Origin of the sequence: Flavobacterium frigidum (assembly GCF_048286735.1) — a bacterium.
In the GTDB taxonomy this organism is placed as follows: domain Bacteria; phylum Bacteroidota; class Bacteroidia; order Flavobacteriales; family Flavobacteriaceae; genus Flavobacterium.
On sequence record NZ_JBLVPU010000010.1, the window covers coordinates 109721 to 124303 of the forward strand.

Here is a 14583-nt window from a genome sequence, read left to right on the forward strand (position 1 = left end):
AATTACAATTTCAAAAGGAATAAAATAACAATACATGCTTAATATACACAATTTATCGGTTTCTTTTGGTGGTACCTATTTATTTGAGGAAGTTACCTTTCGTTTGGGTGCTGGAGACCGCGTAGGTCTTGTTGGAAAGAACGGAGCTGGGAAATCGACCATGCTAAAAATGTTAGCCAAAGATTTTGCTCCTGATTCAGGTGTTATTTCTCAAGAGAAAGATCTTCGTATGGGATTCTTGCGCCAGGATATCGATTTTGAGCAGGGAAGAACCGTTTTGGAAGAGGCGTATGAAGCTTTTACCGAGATTAAAATTGTCGAGAAAAAGCTGGAAGAAATCAATCACTTGTTAGTTACAAGAACAGATTACGAAAGTGATGAATACAGTCAAATCATCGAAGATTTATCTGATTACACGCATCGTTTTGAATTATTAGGTGGTTATAATTATGTAGGTGATACAGAGAAAATTTTATTGGGTTTAGGTTTTAAAAGGGATGTATTTGACAATCAAACCGAGACTTTCTCTGGTGGATGGAGAATGCGTATCGAATTAGCTAAATTATTATTACAAGCAAATGATGTTTTGTTGCTCGATGAGCCAACGAATCACTTGGATATTGAAAGTATCATTTGGTTAGAGAGTTTTCTTCGTAATTATCCTGGTGTGGTGGTTATTGTTTCTCACGATAAAATGTTTTTGGATAATGTGACCAACAGAACTATCGAAATTTCCCTTGGTAAAGCATATGATTTCAACAAACCGTATTCTCAATATTTAGAATTACGTCATGAAATTCGGGAGAAACAGTTGGCAACACAAAAAAATCAAGCCAAAAAAATTGAAGAAACAGAAAAGTTAATTGAGAAATTTCGTGCCAAAGCTTCCAAAGCGTCTATGGCCCAGTCTTTAATTAAAAAATTAGATAAAGTAGAACGTATTGAAGTAGATGAAGATGACAACTCGGTTATGAATATTACTTTTCCAGTTTCTAAGGAGCCCGGAAGAGTGGTAATTGAAGCCGAAAACGTAACTAAAAGCTACGGCGATAAGACGATTTTGAAAGATATCAACTTGTTAGTAGAACGTGGAAGTAAAATTGCTTTCGTGGGACAAAACGGACAAGGAAAATCGACTTTCATCAAAGCAATCGTTGATGAATTTGAATACAAAGGAAATATCAAGTTAGGGCATAACGTTCAATTAGGATATTTTGCCCAGAATCAAGCTGAATACTTAGATGGCGAAATCACTTTGTTGCAAACCATGGAGGATGCCGCTGCGGATACGAACCGAATGAAAGTGCGCGATATGCTTGGTTCATTTCTATTTCGTGGGGATGATGTGGAGAAAAAGGTAAAAGTCCTTTCTGGAGGCGAAAGAAACCGTTTGGCATTGTGTAAGTTGTTGTTGCAGCCCATTAACGTTTTATTGATGGATGAGCCTACAAATCACTTGGATATCAAATCTAAGAATGTTCTAAAAGCAGCACTACAAAAATTTGGTGGAACTTTGTTGCTGGTTTCTCACGATAGAGATTTCTTACAAGGAATGTCAAATTTAGTGTACGAATTCAAAGACCAAAAAATAAAAGAATATTTGGGCGATATTAACTATTTCTTGGAACAACGCAATATGGAAAACATGCGTGAAGTCGAGAAAAAAGATGCCGAAAAAGCAGCAGTGCCTAAAGAGAGCAACAAAGCTTCTTACGAAGATCAAAAAAAGGGGAAAGCATTACAGAATAAATTGAGCAAAGTAGAGAGCCAAATCAAACAATTAGAAAAAGACATTCAGCAAGACGATAAAATGCTCGCTTCTAATTATGACAAGCACATCGAAGACGCTAAGTTTTTCACAGCCTACAACAAGAAAAAAACGGAGTTAGACAAGCTATTGTTAGATTGGGAGGTTGTTCAAGAAGAAATTGATAATTTGTAGCCAATCCAGCTTTACGTTTCAATCTTTTTAGAAAAAATCTTTTTTTACAAGACATTGTAGGAGCTTCCTGCGGTCGCTCTACAAAATCAGTAAAAAATAGTTTTTTTCTAGAAAGGATTTTCACTTCAATCTGGGCTAAAAAACAATGGCAACACAAAAATTTTATTAAATTATTCCCATCGCTTTAGAATGCGCAATGGCTTCACTACTATTTTTAAAATAGCATACAGATACCTTAAGAGTTTCTAAATTATTTAAAACCGAAATGACTTTTTCTTTTTTGCTAGTTCCAGTTTGTCTTATATAAACTGCTTTAACTGTAACTGGAAAAATTTTGCAAATTGCCTCGTATAAATAAGGATCGTGCTGAGAATCATCTCCCAATAATACATATTCAAGGTTAGGGTAAAACTCTAAAATGTGTTTTATTTTTTCAAATTTATGATTGTGGTTTCCTCTGCCAGTCAAGAAAAAATCAGTCAAACTTGTTTTAATATCTTTCAATAATAAAACGGCCTTGGGTAATTTATGAATTTCAGTAAATTTTGTTATAAAACGATACAGGTTCCATTCGCTGCTAGATACATAGAAAAAAGCATTAAATTCCTCTTTGTTTTCCCTTCCTGCGGTGCTTAAAGCTTGATAATGAGTAACAACATCTTCGTATATTTTTCTCTTATTGATGTTTTTAAACAATAAAACATATAATTTTTTTAGAGGATTCAATGTGTGCGAAACTAAGAAAGTATCATCAATATCCGATATGATTCCTAAATTTCCTTTATGCGGCCTAATGTAGCTGTCTCGGGTTGTTATACTCTCATTATTGTACGTAATACTCACTTCGTAATCAATCCAACCGTAAGTTGTATATTGATCTAATGGAACGCAGAATTTAAAATAACCATCGTTAAGCGTTTTAGTGTGAATTTTAACATTATTGTGATCCAAATATACATCGGCATTTGCCTGTGTTTTTATTTGAAACATTTTAATTACTGAGGTCGCATTTTTGAGATTCTTTTTCTGAAAATTATATTCTTCAATTGTAGTGGGTTTAAACACATGCCCCATAACAATTAATTCTTGTTCATTAGCATAACCGCGATATAATTTTAAAATTGGTTTCATTTAATGTATTACTTTTGAATAGATATGAAAGTAATTGTTTTTAACCAATAAATGAAGTAAAATTTTGAAAAAGAATATCATATTGGTGGTAAATCCAATTTCTGGAGATGTGGATAAATCAGAGTTAATAGAGGCAGTAACACTTTTTGCGGCTAATGTAAATTTAAATCTTATTATTTTCAATACTTCCGGAGCTTCAGATTTGGAGAACATACAAGTACTCTATGAAACCTACCATCCGGAAAGAATTATTGTGGCTGGTGGCGATGGAACTATAAAAATGGTTGCTGAGGCCATGGAAAATTACGATGTAATCATTGGTATTTTACCAGCAGGTTCGGCTAATGGTTTGGCTGTAGACTTAAATTTACCAACTACAATAGAAGAAAATTTAGAAATCGTTTTTCATAATGATTACATGGAAATCGACATGATTGCAATCAACGGAAAAAAAAGCATTCATTTAAGTGATTTAGGAGTCAATGCAGAAATGATTAAAAACTATGAAAATAGTACTATTCGGGGTAAACTGGGTTATGCAATACAAACATTTACTACTTTGATAGATTTAGACGATCCTTTTACTGCAACAATAACAGGCGATTTTAAAACTATCGAATGTACTGCCAGAATGATTGTTATAGCAAATTCTCAAAAGTATGGAACTGGTGTTACCATCAATCCAAATGGCGCTATGGATGACGGAAAGTTTGAACTGGTTATATTGAAAAATTTAGATCTGGTTGTACTTGGAAAAATTATTTCAGGAAATATGCCATTAGATTCGGTAGATGTCGAGATAATTTCTACAGATAAAGCAACAGTTTCAACAAATGTTCCTGTTAGTTTTCAAATCGATGGGGAATATTGCGGCAGTGAAACCAATTTAAACATTGAAATTCTACCCAAACAATTAAAGGTTGCTATTTCAAATACAAACAGTGGTGTTATTTAAATGGATTGCGCTCTTGCCATGGCGTTTCAGGCTCTAGATAACGAAATATTTTCGGCATAAAAACATTAACTACTGGATTGGTATGTCCTATATACCCATACATTTGAATTGGTTTTGCGCCAACAGAACTTTTGATTTCCAGTGCTGTGCGAGCAAATACAATTTCTTTATATCCTTTATTGATTGAGTATGCAATCATGTCATAAAGCATATTTAAATACAACATTTTTTCGCGTTGAATACTATCATCATAACCCAGAAAATAAGTGTCCATGACGGACCCATTTTTTATTAAAGTATTGAAACCAATTAATTTCTCGTCAACAAAATAACCATAAAAAAGAAATTTGTCTTTAAAAATTTCTTTGAAAGTTCTAAAGTGGTTTTTAGGCAAGAAAAAAGTATTAAAAGGAGCGTTTTTAGCAACATGAAGATACAAATCATAAATAGTATCCTCTAAAGCTATTATTTCTTGCAAATGCAATTTTCTTTTTTCAATACCAGCAGCTTTTTTTCGAGTTCTTTTGTACTGATCTCGGTATTTTTTTGAAAGGGAATCGATGTAATCTTGTTCTGACTTCCAATTTTCATTAATTGCAAAAACCATATTAGGTTGTGTCGAAAACTGATACTCATTTTTGAATTCTGGGATGTTAAAATTTTTGATTTCCTCTTTACAAAAATCTTTATAAGTGGTGATATGCACTTTTTTTCCTTCGGATTGAAACTTTTTTTTCAATGCTTTCGTTGCATTGACTAAAGTTTGCATTACTTCTTTTTTATTGACAGATTCAGCAATGGCAAAAGAATTTTGACCAGTCAACATATTATTACCAATGACAAGAACACGAGAACCAAATTTTTTAAAAACTAAATTCCGAATTGTAGTTTTGATACACTGATCACGATTGCCAAAAGATTCCATTTTATTTAAATCTAAAAATTGCGATAGTGCTACGCCAACTAAAGTTTCATGATTGAACAATCCTATAAAATGGCAGATCATATTCTCTGGTGCTGACTTCTCTAGAATCTCTAAATATTTTTTGGATAAAAAAATAGTAGAAACTGTTAAGTCATTCCAATTTGAAGGAAGTTGTGCAGTAGAATTATAAATTTTAAAAGAATAATCAGTGTTCAAATCGAAGAATAATTTTTTTCAAAATTAGTTAATAAAGTTAAAGTATTCGGCAATAGTATAAAATTAACTAACTTTAAACCAATTAAAAAAGTAAATCATGAAAACCTATTCAGAAGAGACGATTCAACCCGAGTTAAAAGGATTAAAAGGTTGGGAATTTACCGCGAATGGAATTGAGAAAAAGTTTGTTTTCTCAGATTTTACGCAAGCATTAGGTTTTATAGTGCAAGTAGGCGTTATGGCAGAAAAAAGAAACCACCACCCAGAATTATTTAATGTGTACAATAAAGTAACCATTACGTTGACAACGCATGATGCAAAAGGAGTTACCGATAAGGATTTGGATTTAGCTAAAGCGATCGAAGAAATTTAATAAAAAAGTTCGTCTCGCTAAAGTACAAGACGAACTTTTTTATATGGATTGTTTATTGCCAAGCGCAAATTATTCCTCCCATAATTGTACAACATACGATCCAAAAACCACCTGTTACCAGAGTATATTTGAAGTTTCTTTTTTCGAATAACGCATTAGTACCAATAATGGGAAATACTAAAAATAATCCGCTCAAAAAACCATGCAAGGCGCCATGCTTGAAAGTTCTAAATTCGGTGCCATAATCGGCCATGAAAGCAACATAAGAAGGCTTTGCAATGCTTGGATCGCCACCAATCATACCTAATGCGCCAAATTGATGTACCGTAAGTATTTGAATAATAAAACTTATGAAAAAGGCATACACAAATGATACTCCAAGTACAACGAGCATATTTCGTCCTAGCATTTTTTCATTGGTCATGCCAGATTCGTTCATCCAAATGGTGCCAAAAACTTTTGGATTATACCATACAAAACCGACTACAAGAGTAGAAAAAGCAGCTGTTAAAAGTGCTAAAAAATTGATTTCCATAGAATTGGTAATTAAGGTTAGTAAATCAAACTTACAAATTAATATTTTAAACGTTAAAGTGTAATTTTGTAGGTTATGACTTTATAAAAATGTAAATACAATGTATTTCATCGATTTTATTTGTTGATTAGCCTTTAAGGTAGTACTTTTAAGTGTTCTTAATAATTAAATTAAGTGTTATGAAAAAGATAGCTGCTCTATTTTTAACTTTATTGTTTTCATTTTCAATGTATGCTGTTGTATCACAAAATGAAAAAGATGCATTAATAAAATTGTATCATGCTACCAATGGTAGTCAGTGGAAAGTAAAATGGGATTTAGCAGCGCCGATCGCAACTTGGTACGGTGTTTCCCTTCAAGACGACAAAGTAATCGCTATTGTATTACAAAATAACAATCTAATTGGTGAACTTCCTCAAGAAATATTAAAACTTGTACACTTACAAGAATTAGATTTACATAAAAATCAATTAACTGGTACAATTCCTTCTTCTATCGGAAAGTTAAAAGAACTAAAAGTTTTAAATCTTTCTTTCAATAGATTAACTGGAACAATTCCGTCCTCAATTTGTGATATTAGTAAATTGAAAGATTTACAATTGTATATGAATGCTATTACTGGTGAATTGCCAATTCATATAGGGGATTTGAAGCTATTAGAAACACTTTCGTTATACAATAATGAGTTAGTTGGACAAATTCCAGTTTCTTTGTATGATATTAAAACATTAAAAACACTACTATTAAATAGCAATAAACTTTCTGGAGTATTGAGCAATGAAGTACAGAACATGGCTTCACTCGAAAACCTTAGTTTGTTTGATAATAAAATGAATGGTCAAGTACCTCTAGAACTTGAAAAGTTAGATAACTTGAAAGAAATGAATATTTCGTACAATATGTTTAATGGCTTGATATCTAAAAATTTAGCGATTTTAGATACCTTAAACATGACGATGTTAAATGATAAAGGAGTAGCGGTTTTATTAGAGGTTAGTACTAGTAAAAACACAGCTATCGCTTCCGAGGATTAGTTTAGTTGATACAAAGAGTTTGCACTACTCTTTAATTTTTCATATTTAGTTGTTTAATAAATTAGTTTTTCTAAACCTGTGATCTATTCACGGGTTTTTTATTATAAAAAAACGAGTGTTTAATTGTTGTTGATTAGTTGATATTTTTAAAGTAACTGATAGCGAAACCAGTAAATGTGGATTGATACAGCTTAATGTTTTGGGAGTTTTAAAAATATAGTGAAAGTGCTTAGTATAAAATAGAAATGAGAAGCTTTTTAACGCATAAGTTATTTCATACGAATTCACACAACGAATTTTTATCAATACAGTTAACTTTCTTATGGGATTATGAAATGATTAACTAAAAAGACAAACTGGCCCAAGAGTTCGAATGAAAAGAAAAAGGTATCCTTTGTGTGCACAATCTAAATATTTTTGTCCTTTGAATGAGATAACAAAAAAAGCTTCAGATTTCTCCGAAGTTTTTCTAGTAGTGGGAAACGTTAGAATAGCTACCAATTTTTTTTTCTTTACGAAATGTTTTTCAAGAAGTGTAAAAGCTTTATTTCCTTTTGGATGATTCGTATCATAAAAAATGCAAATAGAAATAAAAATATATATCCGCTTAATAGAATGTAAAGATAAAAACCTCTTGAGAAAATGGTTTTAAAAACTGGTAAAAGCAATGTAAATCCAGCAGTATAAGTGAGGTAAATAATAGGAGTAAGAATGTAATGTATTTTTTTTCTCCAGCTATAAAACTGATGTGCTAGTTTACTGTATTCTATTAATGTGAGATCAGTATTTAAATTGGCTAGCTTTTTTACGCTGATCCATTCTAAGGCCATGCGACTCACAAGCATTGCAATCATAATGCACAATCCAATACTAAACTGTGTATTTTTATAAGCACCAGCCCAAACATAATAGGAGATTAATATTATTGAGGTCAAGCTCAAAATTACTTTGGTCCATAAATGATTGCGTTTAATTTTTTTGGTATGTAACTCTGCTTTTTTTATAATTTCGGTGGCGGTAGGTTGTGTTTCTGATGCTGTCTGCTGATCCCAGATATTTTGTAATTCTTCAAATGTTTTCATTTTGTACACATTGAGTTAAACTTTTTTTGATTCTATGAATTCTAACGCGAAGAGTTTCTTCGGTTATCCCTATTACTTCGGATATTTCCTGATATTCTAAACCGTCTAAAGTCATCAGGATGATCATCTTATTCGTTTCTTCTAGTTTTTGTATGCATTGATACATTTGTCTAAGTTGCTCATCTTTTTCGCTCGAATAGGTTTCTGCAATAACCTGAGGCAGAATATCGGTCCTGATTTCTTTCTTTGTAGATGATTTTCTTAAATAGAGTAGGCAAGTGTTTACTGCAATCCTGTAAATCCAAGTGCTGATACTCGATTCATTTCTAAAAGTGTCTAACTTCTCCCAGACTTTGATGAAGATTTCCTGAGTTGCATCAGAGGCCAATGCGGTATCGCCACAAAAATATCCTTTGCACAAACGAAATACTTTATTGTAATGCTTGTAATAAATCTCGTCGAATAGTTCTTTTTTAGCCACCTTATTTTAATTCAAGTTTTACTTTATCCATAAACCATTCCGGTTGATCGTACATAACAAAATGAGCTGAGTTTGCTGCATACTCAATTTTAACAGAAGACAGGTTTTCATACTGGGCTTTATAGGTGTTTTGTACTGTATTAAGATCTGGATTTGAGGCAGCTAAAATTACAACAGGAATTTTAATTTTAGAAATTTCTTTTCGCAGGTCTAAGTTTAGCATGTCGATATAACCGTGAACGTACGTTTTTCGATCTACAAGACGCATCCATTTATTGATAGTTTTTTGTTTTTCTTTGTTCATACACATAAAAGAAGTTGACTGTGAATTCATTACGTCAAACGCTTTTTGATCCATAGTCATCATCATTTTACTTTGCGGATTGTCATAAGGAATAATTTCTCCTTTGTATTTAGGTATCATTAAAGCAGCAGTTGCAGGTAAAGCGTCTACGATTATTAATTTTTTGAACAAATTGGTTTCCTGAGAGGCTAACCACAAACTTAAAGTACCTCCTAAACTATGACCAATTAATGTAGCATTCTTAATTTTTTTAGTTTTTACATAGGTCATGATCTGATCTTTGATGGTAGCCAACCAAGGAGTCTCAATTGGAGGGACATTGCCAAATCCAGCAAAAGTAAAAATATGACATTCGTGATTTTTAGAAAGCACAGCTACTGTTTCATTCCAAACTTCACCGGTACAGCCAAAACCAGGAAACAACAATATAGGAGTTCCTTTTCCTATTACCTCTACTTTGAAGGCAGTTTGAGCAAAAACAGATTTTGAGATCAAAAGGATAAATACAATGATTAAGATAGATTTCGTTTTCATAAGATTTAATTTTTTAAAGTTTACCTTTTGATACAGTACTAGATTAATTGTTACCTCAAAAAAGCATTTTTTTTAATTTTTTTTTCGAGAATCAATTTTTGGATTTAAAGTTCAGTAAATCAGAGTAATTGTAAGTCTTTTAAAAGCAAAAAAACACCAACTTTTTCAAGTGGTGATTTCTTAATAGTTCCCGCTCTCTCAGAAAAGTGTCATATAAGAAGCTTTAGAGAGTGTCTCCGACTTCGCACTCGTAATCTGGATAAGCTTTATTAATTCTAAGATAACCGCAGATTCGCAGATTAAATAATTCCGTAATCTGCAAATTTGCGGTGCAACATAATATAAAATGGCGTGAAGTTAGAGACATTCGCGAAGCAAACTGGGGGTTTTTAAGAATGCTTTGTTTTAAAATGCTTTGAGCAGCTGGGGTAGAAGTGTCCCCATGAAAAGCTGCGCAAATATCCCCTCACCTCTAAGGGTGTCTTATCAAAAGCTGCGAATGTCTCCGACTTCGCACCATCAATCTGAAACAATTTTTATTAAATCTAAGATAAACGAAAAAAGCTTCAGATTTCTCTGAAGCTTTTCTAGTAGCGGGAACAGGACTCGAACCTGTGACCTTCGGGTTATGAGCCCGACGAGCTGCCTACTGCTCTATCCCGCGGTGTGCGTTTTGTAATCTCATTAAGGCTACTTAGTAGCGGGAACAGGACTCGAACCTGTGACCTTCGGGTTATGAGCCCGACGAGCTGCCTACTGCTCTATCCCGCGTTGTTTCGGGTGCAAATGTACAACGAATTTCTGTATTTCCAATTAAATTTTTAAAAAATGTTTTATTTCATCTATTGACTTGATATAACTACCTTTGTACCATAAATTATAGTAGAAATGTCACATAAAGCAGGTTTTGTAAACATCATCGGGAATCCAAATGTTGGGAAATCAACATTAATGAATGCCTTTGTTGGAGAAAGATTATCAATTATTACTTCAAAAGCACAAACAACACGTCATAGAATCCTTGGAATCGTAAATGGAGAGGATTTTCAAATGATCTTATCGGATACGCCAGGAATTATTAAGCCAGCATACGAAATGCAGGAATCCATGATGAATTTTGTTAAATCTGCTTTTGAGGATGCTGATGTACTGATTTACATGGTCGAAATAGGGGAACAAGAGTTGAAAGACGAAGCGTTCTTCAATAAAATTATTCATGCTAAAATTCCTGTTTTATTGCTGTTGAATAAAATTGACAATTCGAATCAGGCGCAACTAGAAGAACAAGTGGCTTTTTGGACTGCCAAAGTGCCTAATGCCGAAATTTTTCCAATATCTGCCTTGCAAAATTTTAATGTGCCAGAAGTTTTTGGTAGAATTATTGAGTTATTGCCAGAATCGCCAGCGTATTATCCAAAAGATCAATTGACAGACAAGCCAGAACGTTTCTTTGTTAATGAAACGATTCGTGAAAAAATATTATTGAATTACAGCAAAGAGATCCCGTACGCTGTAGAGATTGTAACCGAAGAATTTTTTGAAGATGAAAACATCATTCGTATTCGTTCATTGATTATGGTGGAGCGTGAAACTCAAAAAGGAATCGTAATTGGTCATAAAGGTGCTGCTTTAAAAAAAGTAGGAGTAGATGCTCGTCTTGATTTAGAGAAATTCTTTGGGAAACAAATTCATATTGAATTGGTGGTGAAAGTGAATAAAAACTGGAGAAGCAATACGAATATGTTAAGACGATTTGGATATAATCAATAGTGAATAGTTGGGAGTGAGAGGTGAATAGTGAATTGATTGTAATCTTTTATTTTTCACTTAACTACAATATTTAAAATCAGTACTAGAGTTAGTCTCTTATACTGATTTTTTTTTAGCCCAGATCGAAATGAAAACCCCGCAGTGAAAAAAGGATGTTGTTCCTGTGGTTGCAGAACGACCAGAGGAAGTTCCTGCAAGCACATTGGAACTACTCCTTTTTGAGCGAGGAGTTGCAATGTAGCGCTGGATTGGCTTCTAAAAATTTCTATGTCCTAGTTGTGGTGTGTTCTTAGGTAAAAGTTAGTGTCGAATTAGCGATTGATTATTAAATAGTTAAGTAATTTGAACGTCAATAAATCAGGTGGTTTAAAAATCTAATAATTCATTTTTTAACACTACCTTTGCAACCCGAAACTGCAGAGCGGTTAGACGGACGAAGTAAATATTTGAATAAATTATTATGAATAACATTGTTGCGATAGTAGGAAGACCTAATGTAGGGAAATCGACCCTTTTTAATAGGCTGATACAAAGAAGAGAAGCTATTGTAGATTCAGTATCTGGGGTGACCCGCGATAGAAACTATGGTAAAAGCGAGTGGAACGGAAAAGAGTTTTCTGTAATTGATACGGGCGGATATGTGCGCGGATCGGATGATGTTTTTGAAGGAGAGATTCGCAAGCAGGTAGAACTTGCAATAGACGAAGCCGATGTTATCATATTTGTTGTTGATGTTGAAGAGGGAATTACCCCAATGGATGATATTGTTGCCCGCTTGTTGCGTAAAGTGACTAAGCCGGTTTTATTGGCTGTTAACAAGGTAGATAACGCGATGCGTGAGAAAGATGCTATTGAGTTTTACAACCTTGGTTTAGGTGAATATTATACCTTTGCCAGTATTTCTGGAAGTGGAACAGGTGATTTGTTGGATGCATTAATTGATGCATTTCCGGTAAAACCAGAACCAGTTCAAGAAGAAGTTGTTTTGCCTCGCTTTGCAGTAGTTGGACGTCCTAATGCTGGAAAATCTAGTTTTATCAATGCTTTAATTGGTAAGGAACGTTTCATGGTTACAGACATTGCTGGAACAACTCGCGATGCTATTGATACTAAGTTTGATCGTTTTGGTTTTGAATTTAACTTGGTTGATACTGCGGGAATTCGTCGTAAAGCTAAGGTAAAAGAGGATTTAGAATTTTACTCTGTAATGCGTTCTGTGCGTGCTATTGAGCATGCAGATATTTGTATCTTGATTATTGATGCCACTCGTGGTTTTGAAGGTCAGGATCAAAGTATTTTTTGGTTAGCAGAAAAAAACAGAAAAGGAGTTGTGATTCTGGTTAATAAATGGGATTTGGTGGAAAAAGAAACCATGTCAACCCGTGATTACGAAGAGAAAATCAAGCAAGAATTAATGCCTTTTACAGATGTGCCTATTCTTTTTGTATCGGCTTTGACCAAACAACGTTTGTTGAAAGCACTTGAGGCTACAGTAAAAGTGTATGAAAATAGACAACAGCGTATTGCTACCTCAAAATTCAATGAGTTTATGTTGAAAGTTATCGAAGCGTATCCGCCACCGGCAACAAAGGGGAAATATGTAAAAATTAAATATTGCATGCAATTGCCTACGCAGACACCACAGTTTGTATTTTTTGCCAATATGCCACAATATGTTAAAGAACCTTATAAGCGTTATCTAGAGAATAAAATTAGAGAAAACTGGGACTTCTCAGGAGTACCAATCGATATTTATATTAGAGAAAAATAAATTAGAAAACCACTTCATAACGAAGTGGTTTTTTTTGTGTTTTAATTAAAATAAATATTTACCTACGAAATTGTTATATTTGAAAAAAAGTAAGAATATGAGAAGTTTATTAATTTGGTTTTGCTTAGTCGGTAGTTCATTCAGTTTTGGTCAAAATAAGAACTTTACAATTGAAGACAAGCTTATATTTTGGAAACTTGTTTATGAAGATTCAACAAGTATATCTAATTTAAAGTCTAATCCGCGAATTGAGTTTTTAACAGATTCAACTGGAAGGATTAAAAAAACTAATTTTAATGATAAAAAACTTAATCAATTAACTGCAGAGTTTAAGATCGAATCTAAGAGAGGTAAGTATCGTGTATCAGTATTTAATTTTAAATTCTTTGTAGAGCCTGTTGGATTATATTCTGGAGGAATTTCAATGCAAACAATTTCAGAATTTACAATAGAGAAGTCTTTGATGAAAAAAAATGGTCAAATTAGAGAATCGTCATTAGGCTATAATTTGACCGAAACATTGAACCCGCATTTAGTAGAATTGTTTACGATTAAGAAATTAATTAAATCAGAATGGTGAAATAAAAAGTGAATTATAACTGAATTTATACCCCTAAATTTAAAGCTGATATTTTTATGAGAATTATAAAATGGCTATTTGGTAATAATAATGAGGACGCAGAACAAATTGAAAGTCAAGAAAATAATTTTGAGATTGTAAAACACGAAATTGAACCTGAAGCAATATGCCCTTATTGTAAAATAGTATTAAAGAAATTCCCAGTTAGAAAGACGAAATGTTTTAATTGCGGAAAGATTATTTATATTTTGAAATTCAATAATTATGCAGAAAAAAAACTTGTAACAGAAGAGGAAAAAAATAGTTATGAATTTGAACAAAAAAGAATTTCATTTAGAGATAGGTGGTTAAGCGAATTAAATACATTTGGAGTAAAAGAAGAGACATTTTACGCTAGAAAAAAAGAATTAATCTTAAAATCAGGTATTGAAAATAATGACAATGATGTTATTTGGTCATTATTTAATGATTTGTTAATTAAGAACTCAAATGATTATCATGCACAATCAAATTTATATCTCTCTATGGCTATCTACTTATTCCAAGAGGGAAAGCCCTTTGATTATTTGTTAAGAGAAAAATGTAAGGCTGACCTAAAAAGAATGCATTTGGAAAGTTTAGAATCTAGATTTGTTTCTGTTGTTCAAATTATAGCTTCTTCAGATGGTCATTCACCTGCTTGTGGAAAATGTCAAAAGTTAGACGGAGTACAATTGACTTTTGAAGATGCATTACTAAAAATGCCTATTCCATTGAAAGATTGTGAAATTACAAATGGTTTTCACAGATGTTTTTATCATCCAAAAAACCTAAGAGATGAAAATGGTAGGTTAATGTCTTGTCCTGAATAACCGATACAGATTATTAGATAAAAATATTTAATTAAACACTTGCAAAAACGTTTTTGCAAGTGTTTTTTGTTTTATATGTCCTCATTTTAATTTGACTTT

The 14583-nt window shown here is 32.8% G+C and carries 14 protein-coding genes and 2 tRNA genes; 8 read left to right on the top strand and 8 right to left on the bottom strand.

Annotation, left to right across the window (positions count from 1 at the left end):
- The first annotated feature begins 34 nt into the window (after window positions 1-34).
- Entirely contained in the window at window positions 35-1942 is a 1908-nt protein-coding gene (locus ACNQGO_RS08000; RefSeq protein ID WP_309756159.1) for an ABC transporter ATP-binding protein, read from the top strand.
- A 165-nt stretch (window positions 1943-2107) separates the two neighbouring features.
- Here the strand turns inward: ACNQGO_RS08000 and ACNQGO_RS08005 are convergent, their stop codons facing one another.
- A complete protein-coding gene (locus ACNQGO_RS08005) occupies window positions 2108-3073 on the bottom strand; it encodes an App1 family protein (protein WP_417984935.1) in 966 nt (321 codons plus the stop codon).
- Between the two features lie 64 nt (window positions 3074-3137).
- Here ACNQGO_RS08005 and ACNQGO_RS08010 point away from each other — a divergent pair, with 64 nt between their 5' ends.
- Window positions 3138-4028 (top strand): diacylglycerol/lipid kinase family protein, encoded by an 891-nt coding sequence (locus ACNQGO_RS08010; protein ID WP_417984936.1) that lies wholly within the window; start codon window positions 3138-3140, stop codon window positions 4026-4028.
- Here ACNQGO_RS08010 and ACNQGO_RS08015 read toward each other — a convergent pair.
- The gene (locus ACNQGO_RS08015; RefSeq protein ID WP_417984937.1) at window positions 4021-5169 is read right to left on the bottom strand and encodes an 8-amino-7-oxononanoate synthase; all 1149 of its coding nucleotides are present in this window, start codon (window positions 5167-5169) and stop codon (window positions 4021-4023) included. The two genes, ACNQGO_RS08010 and ACNQGO_RS08015, sit on opposite strands and share 8 nt — an antisense overlap.
- A 97-nt stretch (window positions 5170-5266) precedes the next feature.
- On the opposite strand from ACNQGO_RS08015, the gene ACNQGO_RS08020 reads away from it, so the two are divergent.
- Window positions 5267-5542 (top strand): 4a-hydroxytetrahydrobiopterin dehydratase, encoded by a 276-nt coding sequence (locus tag ACNQGO_RS08020; RefSeq protein WP_417946639.1) that lies wholly within the window; start codon window positions 5267-5269, stop codon window positions 5540-5542.
- A gap of 52 nt (window positions 5543-5594) precedes the next feature.
- On the opposite strand, the gene ACNQGO_RS08025 is transcribed toward ACNQGO_RS08020, so the two are convergent.
- Window positions 5595-6077, bottom strand: a complete 483-nt coding sequence (locus tag ACNQGO_RS08025) for a DUF1761 domain-containing protein (RefSeq protein WP_417984938.1) — start codon at window positions 6075-6077, stop codon at window positions 5595-5597.
- 179 nt (window positions 6078-6256) lie between these two features.
- On the opposite strand from ACNQGO_RS08025, the gene ACNQGO_RS08030 reads away from it, so the two are divergent.
- Window positions 6257-7111 (top strand): leucine-rich repeat domain-containing protein, encoded by an 855-nt coding sequence (locus ACNQGO_RS08030; protein ID WP_417984939.1) that lies wholly within the window; start codon window positions 6257-6259, stop codon window positions 7109-7111.
- A 512-nt stretch (window positions 7112-7623) separates the two neighbouring features.
- On the opposite strand, the gene ACNQGO_RS08035 is transcribed toward ACNQGO_RS08030, so the two are convergent.
- From ACNQGO_RS08035 to ACNQGO_RS08055, 5 genes are all read right to left on the bottom strand, one after another.
- Window positions 7624-8193: a hypothetical protein gene (locus ACNQGO_RS08035; RefSeq protein ID WP_417984940.1), complete on the bottom strand. Its 570-nt coding sequence runs from the start codon at window positions 8191-8193 to the stop codon at window positions 7624-7626.
- Window positions 8180-8674 (bottom strand): RNA polymerase sigma factor, encoded by a 495-nt coding sequence (locus tag ACNQGO_RS08040; protein ID WP_417947827.1) that lies wholly within the window; start codon window positions 8672-8674, stop codon window positions 8180-8182. Before ACNQGO_RS08040 ends, ACNQGO_RS08035 begins: the two co-directional genes overlap by 14 nt.
- Before the next feature lies 1 nt (window position 8675).
- Window positions 8676-9512, bottom strand: a complete 837-nt coding sequence (locus tag ACNQGO_RS08045) for an alpha/beta fold hydrolase (RefSeq protein ID WP_417947826.1) — start codon at window positions 9510-9512, stop codon at window positions 8676-8678.
- A 591-nt stretch (window positions 9513-10103) separates the two neighbouring features.
- Window positions 10104-10176: transfer RNA gene (locus ACNQGO_RS08050), tRNA-Met, on the bottom strand.
- A gap of 34 nt (window positions 10177-10210) precedes the next feature.
- Window positions 10211-10283 (bottom strand) — tRNA-Met (locus ACNQGO_RS08055).
- Between the two features lie 117 nt (window positions 10284-10400).
- On the opposite strand from ACNQGO_RS08055, the gene era reads away from it, so the two are divergent.
- The 4 genes from era to ACNQGO_RS08075 all read left to right on the top strand — a co-directional run bounded on the left by era (window position 10401) and on the right by ACNQGO_RS08075 (window position 14484).
- Window positions 10401-11282, top strand: coding sequence for a GTPase Era (era, locus tag ACNQGO_RS08060; protein WP_417946648.1), 882 nt, complete (start codon window positions 10401-10403; stop codon window positions 11280-11282).
- Window positions 11283-11742: 460 nt separating this feature from the next.
- Complete coding sequence (gene der, locus ACNQGO_RS08065) at window positions 11743-13053, top strand: ribosome biogenesis GTPase Der (RefSeq protein WP_309756183.1); 1311 nt, start codon at window positions 11743-11745, stop codon at window positions 13051-13053.
- 97 nt (window positions 13054-13150) lie between these two features.
- Window positions 13151-13633 (top strand): hypothetical protein, encoded by a 483-nt coding sequence (locus ACNQGO_RS08070; RefSeq protein ID WP_417984941.1) that lies wholly within the window; start codon window positions 13151-13153, stop codon window positions 13631-13633.
- A 56-nt stretch (window positions 13634-13689) separates the two neighbouring features.
- Window positions 13690-14484, top strand: coding sequence for a hypothetical protein (locus ACNQGO_RS08075; RefSeq protein ID WP_417984942.1), 795 nt, complete (start codon window positions 13690-13692; stop codon window positions 14482-14484).
- Window positions 14485-14583 lie beyond the last annotated feature (99 nt).

Coding starts and splice junctions, on each gene's coding strand:
- ACNQGO_RS08045 (WP_417947826.1), bottom strand. CDS start 9,512: ATGAAAACGAAATCTATCTTAATCATTGTATTTATCCTTTTGATCTCA.
- ACNQGO_RS08030 (WP_417984939.1), top strand. CDS start 6,257: ATGAAAAAGATAGCTGCTCTATTTTTAACTTTATTGTTTTCATTTTCA.
- der (WP_309756183.1), top strand. CDS start 11,743: ATGAATAACATTGTTGCGATAGTAGGAAGACCTAATGTAGGGAAATCG.
- ACNQGO_RS08035 (WP_417984940.1), bottom strand. CDS start 8,193: ATGAAAACATTTGAAGAATTACAAAATATCTGGGATCAGCAGACAGCA.
- ACNQGO_RS08070 (WP_417984941.1), top strand. CDS start 13,151: ATGAGAAGTTTATTAATTTGGTTTTGCTTAGTCGGTAGTTCATTCAGT.
- ACNQGO_RS08020 (WP_417946639.1), top strand. CDS start 5,267: ATGAAAACCTATTCAGAAGAGACGATTCAACCCGAGTTAAAAGGATTA.
- ACNQGO_RS08025 (WP_417984938.1), bottom strand. CDS start 6,077: ATGGAAATCAATTTTTTAGCACTTTTAACAGCTGCTTTTTCTACTCTT.
- ACNQGO_RS08000 (WP_309756159.1), top strand. CDS start 35: ATGCTTAATATACACAATTTATCGGTTTCTTTTGGTGGTACCTATTTA.
- ACNQGO_RS08005 (WP_417984935.1), bottom strand. CDS start 3,073: ATGAAACCAATTTTAAAATTATATCGCGGTTATGCTAATGAACAAGAA.
- era (WP_417946648.1), top strand. CDS start 10,401: ATGTCACATAAAGCAGGTTTTGTAAACATCATCGGGAATCCAAATGTT.
- ACNQGO_RS08075 (WP_417984942.1), top strand. CDS start 13,690: ATGAGAATTATAAAATGGCTATTTGGTAATAATAATGAGGACGCAGAA.